General features: G+C 70.8%; 16 protein-coding genes. 8 read left to right on the top strand and 8 right to left on the bottom strand.

Annotated features, from left to right (window positions below):
* Positions 1–613 precede the first annotated feature (613 nt).
* A complete protein-coding gene (locus AB0B90_RS34065; RefSeq protein WP_362926363.1) occupies positions 614–1,405 on the bottom strand; it encodes an oxidoreductase in 792 nt (263 codons plus the stop codon).
* 580 nt (positions 1,406–1,985) lie between these two features.
* Here AB0B90_RS34065 and acs point away from each other — a divergent pair.
* From acs to AB0B90_RS34045, 4 genes are all read left to right on the top strand, one after another.
* Entirely contained in the window at positions 1,986–3,971 is a 1,986-nt protein-coding gene (acs, locus tag AB0B90_RS34060; RefSeq protein WP_362926362.1) for an acetate--CoA ligase, read from the top strand.
* A gap of 817 nt (positions 3,972–4,788) precedes the next feature.
* Positions 4,789–5,256, top strand: a complete 468-nt coding sequence (locus AB0B90_RS34055; RefSeq protein WP_350942487.1) for a phage holin family protein — start codon at positions 4,789–4,791, stop codon at positions 5,254–5,256.
* Positions 5,253–6,176, top strand: a complete 924-nt coding sequence (locus tag AB0B90_RS34050; protein WP_350942486.1) for an alpha/beta hydrolase — start codon at positions 5,253–5,255, stop codon at positions 6,174–6,176. Before AB0B90_RS34055 ends, AB0B90_RS34050 begins: the two co-directional genes overlap by 4 nt.
* Positions 6,173–6,613 carry a DUF309 domain-containing protein gene (locus AB0B90_RS34045; protein ID WP_350942485.1) on the top strand — a complete coding sequence of 147 codons (441 nt, stop codon included), beginning with the start codon at positions 6,173–6,175 and terminating at the stop codon, positions 6,611–6,613. Before AB0B90_RS34050 ends, AB0B90_RS34045 begins: the two co-directional genes overlap by 4 nt.
* Positions 6,614–6,700: 87 nt before the next feature.
* On the opposite strand, the gene AB0B90_RS34040 is transcribed toward AB0B90_RS34045, so the two are convergent.
* Positions 6,701–7,900 (bottom strand): MarP family serine protease, encoded by a 1,200-nt coding sequence (locus AB0B90_RS34040; RefSeq protein WP_350942484.1) that lies wholly within the window; start codon positions 7,898–7,900, stop codon positions 6,701–6,703.
* Positions 7,901–7,972: 72 nt separating this feature from the next.
* Here AB0B90_RS34040 and AB0B90_RS34035 point away from each other — a divergent pair, with 72 nt between their 5' ends.
* Complete coding sequence (locus AB0B90_RS34035; RefSeq protein WP_350942483.1) at positions 7,973–8,521, top strand: HEAT repeat domain-containing protein; 549 nt, start codon at positions 7,973–7,975, stop codon at positions 8,519–8,521.
* On the opposite strand, the gene AB0B90_RS34030 is transcribed toward AB0B90_RS34035, so the two are convergent.
* Both AB0B90_RS34030 and nth read right to left on the bottom strand, forming a co-directional pair.
* Positions 8,471–9,064 (bottom strand): CoA pyrophosphatase, encoded by a 594-nt coding sequence (locus tag AB0B90_RS34030; RefSeq protein ID WP_350943539.1) that lies wholly within the window; start codon positions 9,062–9,064, stop codon positions 8,471–8,473. The two genes, AB0B90_RS34035 and AB0B90_RS34030, sit on opposite strands and share 51 nt — an antisense overlap.
* A 211-nt stretch (positions 9,065–9,275) precedes the next feature.
* Positions 9,276–9,995: an endonuclease III gene (nth, locus tag AB0B90_RS34025; RefSeq protein ID WP_362926361.1), complete on the bottom strand. Its 720-nt coding sequence runs from the start codon at positions 9,993–9,995 to the stop codon at positions 9,276–9,278.
* Positions 9,996–10,082: 87 nt separating this feature from the next.
* On the opposite strand from nth, the gene AB0B90_RS34020 reads away from it, so the two are divergent.
* Positions 10,083–10,763, top strand: coding sequence for a Crp/Fnr family transcriptional regulator (locus AB0B90_RS34020; RefSeq protein ID WP_350942481.1), 681 nt, complete (start codon positions 10,083–10,085; stop codon positions 10,761–10,763).
* 130 nt (positions 10,764–10,893) lie between these two features.
* On the opposite strand, the gene AB0B90_RS34015 is transcribed toward AB0B90_RS34020, so the two are convergent.
* From AB0B90_RS34015 to AB0B90_RS34000, 4 genes are all read right to left on the bottom strand, one after another.
* A complete protein-coding gene (locus AB0B90_RS34015) occupies positions 10,894–11,691 on the bottom strand; it encodes an MBL fold metallo-hydrolase (protein WP_350942480.1) in 798 nt (265 codons plus the stop codon).
* Positions 11,688–12,524, bottom strand: coding sequence for an NUDIX hydrolase (locus AB0B90_RS34010; RefSeq protein WP_350942479.1), 837 nt, complete (start codon positions 12,522–12,524; stop codon positions 11,688–11,690). Before AB0B90_RS34010 ends, AB0B90_RS34015 begins: the two co-directional genes overlap by 4 nt.
* Positions 12,525–12,879: 355 nt before the next feature.
* Positions 12,880–13,338 carry a RidA family protein gene (locus AB0B90_RS34005; protein ID WP_350942478.1) on the bottom strand — a complete coding sequence of 153 codons (459 nt, stop codon included), beginning with the start codon at positions 13,336–13,338 and terminating at the stop codon, positions 12,880–12,882.
* Positions 13,335–13,490, bottom strand: a complete 156-nt coding sequence (locus AB0B90_RS34000; protein WP_012887236.1) for a DUF4177 domain-containing protein — start codon at positions 13,488–13,490, stop codon at positions 13,335–13,337. The genes AB0B90_RS34005 and AB0B90_RS34000 overlap by 4 nt, the downstream gene beginning before the upstream one ends.
* Before the next feature lie 413 nt (positions 13,491–13,903).
* Here AB0B90_RS34000 and AB0B90_RS33995 point away from each other — a divergent pair, with 413 nt between their 5' ends.
* Both AB0B90_RS33995 and AB0B90_RS33990 read left to right on the top strand, forming a co-directional pair.
* On the top strand, positions 13,904–14,908 hold the full coding sequence (locus AB0B90_RS33995; RefSeq protein ID WP_350942477.1) for an ArsA-related P-loop ATPase: 1,005 nt from the start codon (positions 13,904–13,906) through the stop codon (positions 14,906–14,908).
* Positions 14,905–16,032, top strand: coding sequence for an ArsA family ATPase (locus AB0B90_RS33990; RefSeq protein ID WP_350942476.1), 1,128 nt, complete (start codon positions 14,905–14,907; stop codon positions 16,030–16,032). The genes AB0B90_RS33995 and AB0B90_RS33990 overlap by 4 nt, the downstream gene beginning before the upstream one ends.
* Positions 16,033–16,128 lie beyond the last annotated feature (96 nt).

Here is a 16,128-nt window from a genome sequence, read left to right as displayed (position 1 = left end):
GCGCCACGCACACACGAACGACGGTGACGCTCGGTAATCGCCACCGAGGCGTCACGGCACCCGCCGGACGCCACACCGGGCATGCGCAGCGAAGCATAAAACGACATAAGAGAGGATTCGTCCATTAATGTCCCCTGATCCGTAAAGGTCTTGCTCCCAGGGGTTCCCATCTGCGCGGATCGGACGTACAAAGGTTTTACGGACCAGTTGTCCGGGCATGGCCGCCGAGTACCCACGTACCGTCAGCCGCGGGAGGCGCGCTGAATCGGGCTTGCCCCGCTTCAGCGATTATCAGGTGCACGCTTGGTAACTCAGTCAGGACATGTCGGCGACGGCGCCCCCACACCAGGGGCGCCGTCGGTATGTACGGCCGGTCCCGCCGGATGTCCGCAATCAGTGACGTTCGGTGATCGAACGCGCGGTCAGTCGTCACTCAGCGGCACCAATGAGTGGGTAGGCGGGCAGGCCACGGGTGCGATCGAGCCGATCCCGGGGCAGGTCGGACGCGAATGCGCGGACGGGCTCAGGGACGCGGGCAAGTGTCCTCGCGCCGCCCCGCCGACCCCACTGCCCTCGCACCGACCCGCTGAGCCCACGGCCGGCCGGTCCGAGGTCAGCCGCGCTGCATGGCCTCGCAGATCGCCGTGGCCTCTCGTACGCCCAGCGTGACCGCCGACGCGCAGTGCCGCACCCACGCGGCGACGCCCTCGGGGGTACCGCTCAGATATGACCGCAGCCCCTCCCCGTAGGCGGAGCCGAGTTCGAGGTGGCCCACCTCGACGGCGACCAGCGACTTCGGGTCCAGGCCGAACTCCACGAGCGTCAACCGCTCCGCCGCCCGCGCGACCACACCGTCCGCCGTACCGAACGGGCGCAGCACGGCCAGTTCCGCGTGTACGACGGCGGCGAGCACCAGGGCGGGGGCCTTCGACGAGGCCGTCACCAGCCGGACCAGCCCGTCCACCCGTGCCACCGTCTCCTGCGGACCGGGGGCGGCCCCCAGGCCGAGCGGGTCGGGCGCCTCCGCGACGGCCCTGGGGCGGCCGAGGTCCCCCGTGCCCCCGCCGTCTCCGATGAGCCCCGAGGCCGCGAGCGTATGCAGCCTGGCCAGCACCTGGCGGGGCGCCGACCGCCAGGTCGCGCCGAGTCGCCCGAGTTCGGCCGAGACCCGCAGCGCGCCCTGTACCACGGGATCGGTGACCTCGGGGATGGCTTCGAGGGGCACGTCCACGCCTTCCAGGGCCGCTGACGCGCGTGCGCCGCGCAACGCGGATCTGGCCGACACCTCCGGACTCTTACGTCGCAGCACGCGGTGCCCGTAGAGCCGGTCGACGGCCTTGCGCGCGTCGGTGACCGCCTCGGGCACTCCGGGCATTCCCGCGATGACAGCCAATGGATCGCTCACGCTGCCCGACCCTATCGGGGCCGTTCGGCGGGACTTCGGCCAGACCATGCGGCACTTCGGGCCGCGTCTCCGCCCGTCCGGAGGAGCCTCCCCCGCGGGAAACGACCCTTGAGAGGCCGTGAGATGCGTGGGAGGCCGCCCGGGAAGACCCTTTCTGAGGACCTCGCCGCTGAGAGACCACCCACGGAGACCTCCTCGGAAGGCCGCCTTCGCGAGACCTCCGGGAAGACATCTCCTCGGGGCACCCGTCCTCGGGAGCCCTCGCAGGGAGCCCTCGCTCAGGAGGCTCAGGAGGCTTACCGGGGGCGGCTCGGGGAACACGGCGTGCGGACCGTTCACCGAGCGCATGGCACCGTCCGGCGCACCACCTCGCCGCCGCACGTTGAACAACGCCGTCCACATTCCTACGGTGTCGAAAACGCAGCGTTCCGTGGGTGGAACTCCCGAGAAATGAGGCGTTTGACCGTATATGGCCCCTCATCACCGGTTGGTACAGACCTGTCTAGACCTCTTGTGGCGGACACATGTGGCCTGGTGAAGTGGGACACGACCGTCGATAGCAGTACGTGAGGAGTGCGTAGTGGCCCCGGAGAACCCTGGTTCCAAGTCGCGTGAGACCCAGGAGACGCTGTCGAACCTGCTGCGGGAGACCCGGCGGTTCGCACCTCCCGCCGACCTGGCCGCGGCCGCGAACGTGACCGCCGACGCCTACGCGGAGGCCGAACGGGACCGCCTCGCCTTCTGGGAGAAGCAGGCGGACCGCCTGACCTGGTCGAAGCGCTGGGACACCACCCTTGAGTGGAACCCGCCCTTCGCCAAGTGGTTCGTCGGCGGCGAGCTCAACATCGCCTACAACTGCGTCGACCGCCACGTGGAGGCGGGCCGCGGCGACAAGGTCGCCTACCACTGGGAGGGCGAGCCCGAGGGCGACACCCGTACGCTCACCTACTCCGACCTGCTGCGCGAGGTCTCCAAGGCCGCCAACGCACTCACCGAGCTGGGCGTCGGCAAGGGCGACCGGGTCGCGATCTACATGCCGATGATCCCCGAGCTGCCGATCACGATGCTGGCCTGCGCCCGGATCGGAGCGATCCACTCGGTGGTGTTCGGCGGATTCTCCGCGAGCGCGCTCAGCGGACGGATCCTGGACGCGGACGCCAAGCTCGTGGTCACCGCCGACGGCGGCTACCGCCGTGGCGCGCCCAGCGCGCTCAAGCCGACCGTGGACGAGGCCGTCAAGGAGTGCCCAGGCATCGAGCACGTCCTCGTCGTGCGGCGGACCGGCCAGGACGTGGAGCAGACCGACAAGGACGTCTGGTGGCACGACGTCGTGGACCGGCAGTCCGACGTCCACGAGGCACGGCCGAACGACGCCGAGGACCCGCTCTACATCCTCTACACCAGCGGGACGACCGGTAGGCCCAAGGGCATCCTGCACACCACCGGCGGCTACCTCACCCAGGCCGCCTACACCCACAACGCGGTGTTCGACCTCAAGCCCGACACCGACGTCTACTGGTGCACCGCCGACATCGGCTGGGTGACCGGCCACTCCTACATCGTGTACGGCCCCCTCGCCAACGGCGCGACGAGCGTCATCTACGAGGGCACCCCCGACACCCCGCACCGGGGCCGGTTCTGGGAGATCGTGCAGAAGTACGGGGTCACGCTGCTCTACACGGCCCCGACGGCCATCCGTACGTTCATGAAGTGGGGCGACGACATCCCCGCGAAGTACGACCTGTCGTCCCTGCGGATCCTGGGCAGCGTCGGCGAGCCGATCAACCCCGAGGCCTACATCTGGTACCGCGAGCACATCGGCGGCAACCGTACCCCGGTCGTCGACACCTGGTGGCAGACCGAGACCGGCGCCGTCATGATCAGCCCGCTGCCCGGTGTCACCGAGGGCAAGCCCGGCGCGGCCATGCGCCCGCTGCCCGGCATCACCGCCGACGTGGTCGACGACCAGGGCCAGAGCGTGGGCAACGGCGGTGGCGGCTACCTCGCGATCCGCGACCCGTGGCCGTCGATGCTCCGCACCATCTGGGGCGACGACCAGCGCTACATCGACACCTACTGGTCCCGCTTCGAGGGCATGTACTTCGCGGGCGACGGCGCCAAGAGGGACCAGGACGGCGACATCTGGTTGCTCGGCCGGGTGGACGACGTCATGCTCGTCTCCGGGCACAACATCTCCACCACCGAGGTCGAGTCGGCGCTGGTCTCCCACCCGAAGGTCGCCGAGGCGGCCGTGGTCGGCGCGACCGACCCGGTGACCGGGCAGGCCATCGTGTCGTTCGTGATCCTGCGCGGCAACGCAGAGGAGGGCGAGGACATCGCGGCCGAGCTGCGCGCCCACGTGTCCAAGGCCCTCGGCCCGATCGCGAAGCCGCGCCAGATCCTCGTCGTCCCCGAGCTGCCCAAGACCCGCTCCGGAAAGATCATGCGACGCCTCCTGCGTGACGTGGCGGAGAACCGCAGCGTCGGCGACGTCACCACCCTCGCCGACAGCACGGTGATGAACCTCATCTCGGAGAAGCTGCCCAGCGCCAAGAGCGAGGACTGAGCCGACCGGAAAACCCGGGTGGGCCGAAGACGCCGAAGACGCCGAAGACGCCGAAGACACGGCCCACCCGGAGCTTTTGAGCACTCCGAGCCCTCGTGAGAAGCCCTCCCCGGGAGCCTCCGGCGAACTCACGCGGGCTCCCGGTCCCTCGACGTCGCCGTCGCGGACCTTCAGTGCTCTCACGTGGTCTCACGTGGTCTCACGTGCTCTCACGTGCTCTCACGTGGTCTCACGTGGTCTCGCCGGAAGGCTCCCCGTGGTCCCTCGACGTCGCCGGGCCTTCAACAGGCTCCGGTGACGGCGGCGTCTCCCGGCCCTCCCGCCGGTCCCCGCGGTGACGGGGTCCCTCTCGCCCGGAAGCCTTTTCTCGTCGGCTCTCATCGGCCCGGCGATGTTCACCGGCCCGCCGCCGGGGTAGCACCCGGCCCGTTGAACATCATCTTCACGGCCGAAGGCCGCCGTAGCCCGCGGGAACCGGGAGCTCCTTCCCTCAGAGGGCGGGAGTCGCCCCGGCGGTCGCCGTCCCGGTCAGGGGTCCGACGGTCCCGCAGCGGCTTCACGTGCCGTCCGCCCGGCGGCGGACCCGCGGTGCAGGTTCTCACCACCGAACAGCCGAGACCTCACCAAAGGGGTGCAGCCCCACGCCTCCCTTCCGCCTCAGGACTAAAGTCGGAAGTCTTGATGACGCAGGTATTTGATGACACGTACGCGATCACCCCGGCGTGCTCGCGGCGCCGGCTCCGCTGCGGGTGTGCGTGCGCGACCACCTCGACGCGCAGCATGATGTTCGACAAAGGCCCTCGATAGGAGATCGTCCATGACACATATCCCGCCCGCGGAACCACAGGAGGAGTCACTGGGCGCGCTGGTCGCCGCCGCCAGCGACCACATATCCACCCTGGTACGCGCCGAGATCGAGCTCGCCAAGGCCGAGTTCAGGTTCGACGCCAAACGGGTCGGTACGGCGGCCGGGCTCTTCGGCGCCGCGGCGTTCATGGCGCACCTGTGCCTGATCCTCGCCTCCTTCACGATCGCCTACGCCCTGGTCGCCGCAGGTGTGTGGACCTGGCTCGCCTTCCTGATCGTCACCGTGTTCTACCTGATCGTGGCCGCGTTGCTGGTCTTCATCGGCATACGGCGGCTCAAGGGCCTGACCGGGATGAAGCGGACGCTGCGCTCGCTCAAGACCATCAAGAGCGGCGGGCACGACCCCGCTCTCGACACGGCTGTGGCCACGGCCGGCCAGACGGGTGGCCATCGCGACCCGGTGAGACCGAGCCAGTGAGCAGGCCCGACGAGTCCCTGGTCAGGATCGAGGGCCCGTGGACCCACCGTTCCGTCCACGCCGGCGGCACCCGCTTCCACGTCGTGGAGGCCGGTACGGGCCCTCTCGTGCTGCTGCTCCACGGGTTCCCGCAGTTCTGGTGGAGCTGGCGCAACCAGCTCGTCTCGCTCCCCGCGGCCGGCTATCGCGCCGTCGCCGTCGACCTTCGGGGCTACGGAGCCAGCGACAAGCCTCCGCGCGGCTACGACCTGCACACCCTGGCCGCCGACGCGGCAGGACTGATCCGGGCGCTGGGCGAGACCGGTGCCGTCGTCGTCGGCCACGACTGGGGCGGGCTGCTCGCCTGGACCATGGCCGTGACGGATCCCAAGGCGGTCCTGCGGCTGGTCCCGGTCTCGGCACCGCACCCCCGGCGTCTCCGCACCACGCTGTTCACCGAGCCCTTCGGCCAGTTCAGGGCGGCCCGCTACGCGCTGGGCTTCCAGCTGCCGCTGCTTCCTGAGCGGCGTCTGACCGCCGACTCCGGCGCCAGGGTGGGGCGGCTGCTCGATCAGTGGTCGGGGCCCGGCTGGCCTGAGGAGGACGTGGCGAAGACCTATCGCGACGCGTTCCGCATTCGCAACGTCTCGCACTGCGCGCTGGAGTATCACCGCTGGTTCGGCCGCTCCCAGCTCCGCCCCGACGGGTGGCGCTACGCGAAGACCATGCGCACCCAGGTCAACGCGCCGACCCTGCAGTTGCACGGCGCGCTCGACGGGCACATCCTGCCGCGCACCGCCCAGGGCTCCGGCCGCTACGTCGCCGCCTCCTACCGGTGGCGGCTCATCGAGGGTGCCGGGCACTTCCCGCACGAGGAGCGCCCCGAGGAGTTCGACGCCGAACTCGTGGCCTGGCTGTCCGACCCGGAGCCCGACCGATGAGTGGACGCGACCGGGATCCCGACGGCAGGCCGCGCAACCAGCGCCCCCGCGACGCGTTCGGCCGCCCGCTGCCCCACGGCGCCGAGGGCGTGGAGCGCATCCCCGACGACTACGCGCCGAGCGCCGAGGAGGCGATCTCCGAGGCGCGCCGCCTGCTCGGCGAGGGGCGGCCGTTCCACGCCCACGAGGTGCTTGAGGGCCGCTGGAAGAACTCCCCTGAGGAGGAGCGCGAGCTCTGGCAGGGACTGGCGCAGATCTGCGTCGGCCTCACCCACCTGCAGCGGGGCAACCGGCGCGGGGCCGCGACGCTGTTCGTGCGGGGCGCCGACCGGATCAGCCGCTACGGGATGCCGTACGAGCTGATCGCCAGGACCGCCCACGAGCTCGACGACCTGGAGGCCGAGGTGGCCATCGCCAGGATCGAGGCCCTTCTCTGACGTTCGCCCCTCCGCGCGGCGGTGAGGGCGAGGCCGTGACGGTCCGCGAAGGGCTCCGGGAGCCGTTCGCGGGTTCTCGTCGACGGGCTAGTTCTGGTCGCACTCCTGGGTGTCGACCTGGTTGAAGAGCTTGGAGCCGTCCTCGGCGTCCGGCGCGACCTCCGCGGCGGTGAGCACGTAGCCGGTCTCCTGCTGGTCGAGGGCCGCGGCGAAGACGACACCGTAGACCTTGCCGTCGGTGGTGAGCAGCGGGCCACCCGAGTTGCCCTGGCGGACCAGGCCGCGGATGGCGTACACGTCGCGGACGACGGACTTGCGCTCGTAGATGTTGAGGCCCTTTGCCTTCTGCTGCACCCGGATGCGGGCCACGTTCATGGTGTAGCCGTGGCCGTGCGGGAATCCGGCGACGATCGCGTCGTCACCCTTCTGCGCGGTGCCGTCGAAGCGCAGGATCGGCATGTTGAGCCCGGGGACGTGGAGGATGGCGATGTCCCGGTCGGGGTTGTAGAGCACGACCTTGGCCGGGTGGGTCTTGTTGAGGTAGTCGGTGACCTGCAGGCCCTGGTTGACCCCGGCGACCACGTGCGCGTTCGTCATGATCTTGTTCTGGGCGTAGACGAACCCGGTGCCCTCGATGTGCTTGCGGCAGCTCGTGGCGACGCCCTGCACCTTCACGATGCCCCGGCGTGCCCGGGTGAGCTGCTTGTTGCCCTTCGCCACGCTCTGGTCGGGCGGCGAGACGTCGACGAGCTGGCCGCCCCCGATGGCGTCGAACACCTTGGGGAAGCCGGAGGTGTTGATGAAGTTCTTGAACGGCACCTGCAGGTCCTTGGCCGCGCTGGGCAGCGTCTGGTCGACCGTGCTCAGCAGCAGGGACCTGTTGACCTGCTCGCTGATCAGCGTGAACTGCGACGACGCCACCAGCGAGCCGATCAGCCACGCGATGATCAGCACGGAGAAGGCGCTGGCGAAGGTGCCGCCGACCGCGTCGACGACCTTGGCGGGCTCCCAGGTGACATGGCTGCGGACCACCGCGCCGATCGTGGACGAGGCGAACTGCCCGACCGTGGCGGTGAGGAAGACGATGACGATCGCGAGCAGGGCACGCTCGGTCTCGCCGTCGACCACCGCCCCGGCGAGGGGTGGGGCGATGAACATGCCCAGCAGGCCGCCACCGACAAAACCGACAAAGCTCAGGGCCCCGATGATGAACCCCTGGCGGTATCCCGACACCGCGAAGGCCACCATCAGGGCGATCAGGATGAGATCGAGGAGATCACCGCTCACTCCCTTACGGTATCCAGCCACCGCCCCGCGCGTGCACCCCTTCCGTGAGCTCTCTGCGGTTATCGTGGCCAGATGGCGATGATCGGAGGGGCGGCGGTGGAGTCTCTCATCGAGACCGCGCTGCGAGAACGCGATCAGGAGGGTGCGGCACGCTGGCGCGCGATCACCCAGCTGCAGGAACGCGGCGATCTGGAGACCTTCACCGCGGCACGGAGGTTGTGCTCGGGGAAGACCGCCGCCGAGCGGATGCTCGGGGTCGACATCCTGGGACGGCTCGGCTTCGTCGACCGGACGCTGCCGGTGCTGCGGGCCATGTCCGTCCGGGAGGACGACTGCCTGGTGCTCTACTCGGTGCTGATCGCCTTCGGCCATCTCAGGGACCGCCGCGCGCTGCCGTCGGTGATCGCCCTCGCCGAGCACGACGATCCCCGGATAAGGTACGGGGCCGCGTACGCGCTGCCGAACATCATGGGCAGCCCGCCGGACCCGACGGGTCTGGCCGCGCTGCGGCGGCTCACCCTCGATCCCGACGAGGACGTGGCCGACTGGGCCCGCCTCGGCCTCGCCCTGTCAACGGGACGCGAGGTTGAGGACGTCGGGCGGGATGTCCTCGACCCGTGACCGGTCCCAGGGAAGCTCGAAGCCGGAACCACCGAGCACCCCGTCGAGCACTCCCGCGGTGAAGCCCCACACCAGCAGCCCGCGCACCCGGAACGCCGGCCCCTGGTGACCGCTCGGGTGGCGCAGGACGATCCGGTTGGCCGGGTCGACGAGCTCGCGGATCGGGACCCGCTCCACCGACTCCACCTCGTCGGGCGAGGCCGCGTGCACCGCGCAGGGGGTGTGCCACCAGCCCAGCACCGGGGTCACCCGGTTGTCGCTGTGGCTCAGATACAGCTCGGGCATGGTCCCCAGCACCCGGACGCCCGCCGGATCGAGACCGGTCTCCTCGCCCGCCTCGCGCAGCGCGGCACCGATCGGGCCGTCGTCCTCGGGATCCACCCCGCCCCCGGGGAACGCGGGCTGTCCCGCGTGCGTACGCCCGCGCGAGCTGCGCTGGATGAGCAGCACGTCCGGGCCGAGCGGCCCTTCGCCGAAGAGCAGGAGGACCGCCGCCCGCCGCCCCCCGGACACCGGAGGGCGGAGCAGCGGTGCGGGCGGCATCCCCGTGACCCGCTCCGTCAGCGTTTCCAACCACCCTGGGACCTCTTCCACGGGCACACCTCCGGTTCTCTGCAACACGATGCCCCGCCCCGCGCTTCCCGGCCTTCGCGGATCCACCGACACCGGGAGACACCCAGGAGGCGCCGGAGGACACGGGGAGACACCGGGAGACGCAGGCCGGGCGGTCATCCGGCGACGGGCAGGGGGGAGATCACGAGAAAGGCCCTGGACGCACCAGCTTGGCGGCCTGGGCCGCGTCGACGGGGCCCAGGCCGTACGACGGGCAGAGCGCGGCGAGCGGGCAGACCCCGCAGGCCGGTTTGCGCGCGTGGCAGATCCGGCGGCCGTGCCAGATCAGGCGGTGGGACATCATCGTCCAGTCGCGCTTCGGGATGAGCCCGGCGACGACCTGCTCGATCTTCACCGGGTCGGTCTCCGAGGTCCAGCGGAAGCGGTGGACGAGCCGCTGGAAGTGGGTGTCGACGGTGATCCCGGGCACCCCGAAGGCGTTTCCGAGCACGACGTTGGCGGTCTTGCGCCCGACTCCGGGCAGGGCCACCAGGTCCTTGAGGCGGCCGGGGACCTCGCCGCCGTGGCGCTCGCACAGGGCCTGGGCCATGCCGATGATGCTGGTGGTCTTGGCGCGGAAGAAGCCGGTCGGCCGGATGATCCCCTCAAGCTCGGCCCGGTCGGCACCTGCGTAGTCCTCCGCCGTAGGATATTTTGCGAAAAGGGTAGGAGTGACTGTATTGACCCTTTTGTCCGTGCACTGGGCGGACAAGATCGTCGCGACCAGTAATTCGAGAGGATCACGGAAGTCGAGTTCGCAGTGGGCGTCAGGATAGGTTTCCACCAGAATCCGATCCATTCGACGAGCTCGACGGACCAGGGCAAGCTGGGATTCACCACCGGGGCTGACGTTGCGAAGCACTCCGACAGCCTACGCTCAAGGCCCTCTGGAGAGTGGCGCGGCGGGATGGGTCACAATGACTGCGTGAGCCGTGAAACAGGAGGCACTGTGAACTCCGACGACGTGCTGGGCAAGGCCCCTCTGTTCGCCGCGCTCGACCGTGAGAGCGCCGCCGCGCTGCGCACGAGCATCTCGGAGGTGGAGCTGCCCAAGGGACAGACCCTCTTCAGCGAGAACGAGACCGGAGACCGCCTCTACGTGGTGCTCGAAGGCAAGATCAAACTCTCCCGCACCTCGCCGGACGGCCGGGAGAACCTGCTCAGCGTGCTCGGCCCGGGCGAGATGTTCGGCGAGCTGTCCCTGTTCGACCCCCGTCCCCGTACGGCGTCGGCCACCGCGCTGACCGACGTCCGCCTGGCCGGGCTCGGACACGACGACCTGCGGCCCTGGCTGACCGGCCGCCCCGAGGTCGCCCTCCACCTGCTGCGTGCCCTCGCCCAGCGCCTGCGCCGTACGAACGACGTGCTGGCCGACCTGGTCTTCACCGACGTGCCGGGCCGGGTGGCCAAGGCCCTGCTCGACCTGGCCGACCGCTTCGGCCAGCGGATCGACGACGGCGTACGGGTCCACCACGACCTCACCCAGGAGGAGCTCGCCCAGCTGGTCGGCGCCTCGCGGGAGACCGTGAACAAGGCGCTGGCCGACTTCGCCCAGCGAGGCTGGCTGCGCATCGAGGCCAAGGCCGTGGTCATCATGGACCTGGAGCGGCTGCACAACCGCTCGCGCTGACCCGGCGGAGACAGGAAGTGCGCGCGGAGGGTGGTTCGCCGGAAAAAGGACCGTTCCGAACGGGATCCCCCAACGGAGCGGACCGCCCTCCGAGGCCGGCCCGACCGTCTCCGACCGTCGAGGACCGTCTCTAGTCGTCGAGGTAGGCGAGCTGCGCGCGGACCGACATCTCGGCGTAGGGCCGGAGCGCCCTGTCCACGTCCGCGTAGACCATCTCGACGATCTCCGAGGGCGTCGTCGCGCCCCGCCGCCGCGCCTCCCGGATCTGGTCCAGTCTCCGCCGCCGGTGCGCGATGTAGCCGTCGAGGGCGCCGATCGGGTCGGGCAGCACCGGACCGTGGCCGGGCAGCAGCGCCTCGGCCCCGACCCCCTCGGCCTTCGCCCGCAGCAGGTCGAGGGAGCGCAGGTAGTCGGCCAGGTCGCCGTCCGAGGCGATCACGGTGGTACCCCGGCCGAGCACCGTGTCGCCGGTGAGGATCGCCCGGTCCTGCGGCAGCCAGAAGCAGAGCGAGTCGAACGAGTGGCCGGGTGTGCCCACGACGTGAACCTCCAGGTCCCCGGCCGTGAGCACGTCTCCGTCGCCGAGCCCCTCCTCGCCCAGCCGGTGCGCGGGGTCCAGCGCCCTGACGGGCGCGCCGACCAGTCCGGCGAACGTCGCGGCGCCGCCGCTGTGGTCGTGGTGGCCGTGGGTGAGCAGGATCGCGGCGACCCGGCGGCCCGCCAGGTGCCCGGCGACCCGCGAAAGGTGCTCGTGGTCGTCCGGTCCCGGGTCGACGACGAACACCTCCTCCGCGCCCGTGGGAAGGCCGATCACCCAGGTGTTCGTACCGTCCAGGGTCATCTCGGAGGGGTTGGGGGCGAGGAGGTTGAACGCGTGGTCCGTGCCGGCGCCGTCGGGCCCCTCCAGGGGGATCCGCAACCCGCTCATCGCGCACCGAACCGGTAGTCGTCGTCGAGCACGATGCGCATCTCCCCGTCCACCTCGGCGATCTCCGGCATGAACGTCACGATCTCACGCTCGGCCGCGAGCACCTCGGGCACCCTCTCGTAGGCGCTCAACTCGGTGAGCGTGCGGTGCGTCGGGGGCATCAGGAAGATCTGGCCGGTCTCGCCCTGGCCGAGCGCGTCGGCGGGCCGCACCCAGGCGACCTGGTCGGCCTCGCCGCCGACGTCGCGGGTGAGCTGGCCCGGCGGTAGCGCCGCGACGAAGAACCGGGTGTCGAAGCGCCTGGCCTCGACCTCGGGGGTGATCCAGTGCGTCCAGGGACGGAGCAGGTCGGCGCGGAGGACCAGGCCGCGCCTGTCGAGGAAGTCGGCGAAGGAGAGGGTCTTGCCGATCAGGGCGAGCCGGTCGGCCTCCCAGTCGTCGCCGGTGGTGTCGGACACGACGGACTCCGCGGACGGTCCGGCGAGCAGCACCCCCGACTCCTCGAACGTCTCCCGTACGGCGGCGCACACCAGGCCCCTCGCGGTCCGCTCGTCCGCGCGGAAGATCTCGCCCCAGGCGGCGGGCGGGGGACCGGCCCAGGCGATCACCTGGTCGGTGTCGCGCGGGTCGACCGACCCGCCGGGGAACACGTAGGCCCCGGCGGCGAAGGCCATGCTCGCCCTGCGCCGCAACAGGTAGACCTCCAGCCCGCCGGCGTCCTCGCGGAGGACGACCACGGTGGCGGCGTCCCTGGCCGGGACGGGGGCCACCCGCCCGGCCAGAATGTCGCGTGCACGTTCGCCCAGCTCACCGGGGAGCGGGATACCGCCCATTTGACACCCTCCACCAGAACATCACTCGGTTTCAGGTCCATCATGTGGCACGGCCGCCGCCCCGGACAACCACCGCACCATTCGGACAATCGTTGTTCTATCCGGCTAAACCCGGATAAAAACAGCCTCACTACGACAGATGCAGCCTCATCCGGATAAAAACCGGCATGCGGCGGGCTGTCACCGGCCCGCGGAGCCGCCCCGCCCGGCGGGCGCACCCACACGGCTCCGACGGGCCCTCACCGCGCCCGTACGGCCCTGCCGAGCCTCATCCATCTGAGAGACCTCAGCCGCCGCCGGCGAAGCCCACCGGGCCGTCAGGGGCCCTTCTCGACTCCGGACCCCCTGACGACCTTCAGCGAACCTCGGCGATCACCTCGACCTCGACCGGCGCGTCCAGCGGGAGGACGGCGACGCCGACCGCGCTGCGGGCATGCCTGCCCGCGTCGCCGAGCACCGCGGCGAACAGGTCGCTCGCGCCGTTGACGACCTGCGGCTGCCCGGTGAAGTCAGGGGCGCTGGCCACGAAGCCGACCACCTTGACGATCCGCACGATGTTCGACAATCCCCCGGCCGCCGACGCGACCGCGGCGAGGGCGTTGAGCGCGCACACCCTCGCGAGCGCGTATGCGTCCTCGACGTCCACCTCGGCGCCGACCTTCCCGGTCGCCATCAGCTTGCCGTCCACGATCGGGAGCTGCCCCGAGGTGTGGACGTGGCCGCCGGAACGTACCGCCGGGACGTACGCCGCCAGCGGCGGCACCACCTCCGGCAGGATCAGGCCGAGTTCGGCCAGTCTCTCCTCGCCTGTCACTGCTTGGGCCGCTTCAGGTAGGCGACCAGCTGCTCGGGGTTGGGGCCGGGCACGACCTGGACGAGCTCCCAGCCGTCCTGCCCCCAGTTGTCGAGAATCTGCTTCGTCGCGTGGACCAGCAGCGGCACCGTCGAGTACTCCCATTTCGTCATGCGGGACACATTAGCGAGACCGCTCGCGGCGAACGGCCCACCGCGCCCTCTCGGGCGTCTCGCCTCCCTCACCCGTCCCCGGGCGGGCCCGGACCGACGATCAGGACGGTCCACCCCGGGAGGCTGTGAGAATCTGCATATTTACTTTCCGCATCCGATCGATTAGCGAGACGGCGGCGTACGGTTCACCGGGCCGCGCGCCGGGTCCGGCTCCGACGCCCGCGGCCCGCTTCACCCCGGCGACCAGCGGAAAACGGTCGCACGCCCGCTCGGCGGCGGCACTCCCGAGCGAGTGGCCGTCCGGGCCGGTCCGCCCTCCTCGGGTGGGGAACGGTGCGGGTGCCCGCGCTCGGGGAGCCTCCGGAGGAAGGCGCCGAGGAGTTGTCAAGTACCGGTTGGGTAGCCTTCGAAGAGTGAGAGCTCGCGACACCGATTGGGACGGCGTACGCCTTCACGTCGTCACAGGCAAGGGCGGGACCGGCAAGACCACGGTCGCCGCCGCACTCGCGCTCGCCCTCGCGGCGGGTGGTGGAAAGGTCCTGCTGGTCGAGGTCGAGGGCCGCCAGGGGATCTCCCGGGTCTTCGACCTGCCACCGCTGCCGTACGAGGAGCGCAAGATCGCCGTCGCGCCCGACGGCGGGGACGTCTACGCGCTGGCCGTCGACGCCGAGGAGGCCATGCTCGAATATCTCGAGCTGTTCTACGGCATGCGCAGGGCGGGCAGGGCGCTCAGCAAGATCGGCATCGTCGACTTCGCCACCACCATCGCCCCCGGCTTCCGCGACGTCCTGGTCACCGGCAAGACGAGCGAGGCCGTCCGGCGCAAGGGCAAGAACGGCAGGAGGGTCTACGACGCGGTCGTGCTGGACGCGCCGCCGACGGGCAGGATCGCACGCTTCCTCAACGTCACCAACGAGGTCGCGGGGCTGGCGAGGGTCGGCCCGATCAAGAACCACGCCGACCTGGTGAACGGCGTCGTGTCCTCCCCGGAGACCGCCGTGCACTTCGTCACGCTCCTGGAGGAGATGCCGGTCCAGGAGACCCTGGACGGCCTGCGCGAGCTTCGCGCCGCCGGGCTTCCGCCCGGTGGGATCTTCGTCAACATGATCCGCGAGTCGCTGCTCCCCGCCCCGGTCCTGGAGGCCGCCGCCGAGGGCAGGTTCGACCCGGGCGAGCTGGCACTCGGCCTCAAGGCCGCGGGGCTCACCGACGGCGGCTCCGCCGCGGTCACGGTGGCCGAGGCCCTGAGCGAGGAGATCGCCGAGCACGCCCACCGCACCGAGCTGGAGCGGCAGGAGAGACTGGCGCTGGACGAGGCCGCCCGCCCTCGCTACGACCTGCCGCTGCTGGCCGACGGGGTGGATCTGGCCGGGCTGTACGAGCTGGCGGAAGCGATCCGCAACCAGGGAGCAGCGTGAAGACCCCCCCGTTCCTCGACCTCGACGCGATCATCGACGACCCGAACACCCGCATCGTCGTCTGCTGCGGTTCCGGCGGTGTCGGGAAGACCACCACCGCCGCGGCGCTGGGACTGCGCGCGGCCGAGCGGGGTCGTTCCGCCGTGGTGCTCACGGTCGACCCCGCGCGGCGGCTCGCGCAGTCGATGGGGCTCACCGAGCTCGACAACACCCCCAGGCCCGTCACGGACGTCGAGGGGGAGGGCCGTCTGCACGCCATGATGCTCGACATGAAGCGGACCTTCGACGAGATCATCGAGGCGCACGCCGACCCCGAGCGAGCCCGTCAGATCCTGACGAACCCCTTCTACCAGTCCCTGTCGTCCAGCTTCTCCGGCACGCAGGAGTACATGGCGATGGAGAAGCTGGGCCAGCTCAGGCGGTCGGACGACTGGGATCTGATCGTCGTCGACACCCCGCCGTCCCGCTCCGCCCTCGACTTCCTCGACGCCCCCGAGCGGCTCGGCCGCTTCCTCGACGGCAAGCTCATCCGGTTGCTCATGCTTCCCGCCAAGGCCGGGGGACGCAGCGCGTTCAAGCTGTTCAACGCCGGTTTCGGCATCGTCGCCGGGGCGTTGACCAAGTTGCTGGGCGCGCAGGTGCTCAAGGACCTGCAGACGTTCGTGTCCGCGCTGGACGCCGTCTTCGGCGGTTTCAGGGCTCGGGCGGAGCAGACCTACCGGCTTCTGCAGGCCCCGGGGACGGCGTTCGTCGTCGTCGCCTCGCCCGAGCGCGACGCGATGCGCGAGGCGTCCTACTTCGTGGAGAGGCTCGCCGAGGAGCGCATGCCCCTCGCGGGTCTCGTGGTCAACCGGGTGCACCGCTCACCCGCCTCCATGCTGTCCGGGGCGCGGAGCACCGCCGCCGCCGAGGACCTGGAGTCGCGCGGCGAGCACGAGCTCACCTCGGCCGTGCTGCGGTTGCACGCCGGACGAATGCAGTTGGCCGCCCGCGAGCAGCGCGAGGAGGAGCACTTCGTCTCCGCCCATCCCACGGTGCCCGTCGCGCGGGTCCCCGCGATGGCGCAGGACGTGCACGACCTGGAAGGACTGCGCGAGGTGGGTCGGCTTCTGGCCGCCCGCTAGGGGACGCCCGGACGCCGACCGATCGGCCGATCGGCCGGTGCGGCCCGGCGCCTCCCGGCCGCCCGCCAGGAGGCGCCTCCCTCCGGCCTCCGCGGT

This window comes from Streptosporangium sp. NPDC049078 (assembly GCF_040648855.1).
Classification (GTDB): domain Bacteria; phylum Actinomycetota; class Actinomycetes; order Streptosporangiales; family Streptosporangiaceae; genus Streptosporangium.
Note: the sequence above shows the minus strand (reverse complement) of the source record. Positions and strands in the feature narration are given on the sequence as shown.

What these genes read in the sequence shown, in the direction of transcription:
- AB0B90_RS34030 (WP_350943539.1), bottom strand. Translation starts at nt 9,064, where the DNA reads ATGCCGCCCGCACCGCTGCTCCGCCCTCCGGTGTCCGGGGGGCGGCGG.
- AB0B90_RS34035 (WP_350942483.1), top strand. Translation starts at nt 7,973, where the DNA reads ATGGCGATGATCGGAGGGGCGGCGGTGGAGTCTCTCATCGAGACCGCG.
- AB0B90_RS34000 (WP_012887236.1), bottom strand. Translation starts at nt 13,490, where the DNA reads ATGACGAAATGGGAGTACTCGACGGTGCCGCTGCTGGTCCACGCGACG.
- AB0B90_RS34015 (WP_350942480.1), bottom strand. Translation starts at nt 11,691, where the DNA reads ATGAGCGGGTTGCGGATCCCCCTGGAGGGGCCCGACGGCGCCGGCACG.
- AB0B90_RS34055 (WP_350942487.1), top strand. Translation starts at nt 4,789, where the DNA reads ATGACACATATCCCGCCCGCGGAACCACAGGAGGAGTCACTGGGCGCG.
- AB0B90_RS34010 (WP_350942479.1), bottom strand. Translation starts at nt 12,524, where the DNA reads ATGGGCGGTATCCCGCTCCCCGGTGAGCTGGGCGAACGTGCACGCGAC.
- AB0B90_RS34045 (WP_350942485.1), top strand. Translation starts at nt 6,173, where the DNA reads ATGAGTGGACGCGACCGGGATCCCGACGGCAGGCCGCGCAACCAGCGC.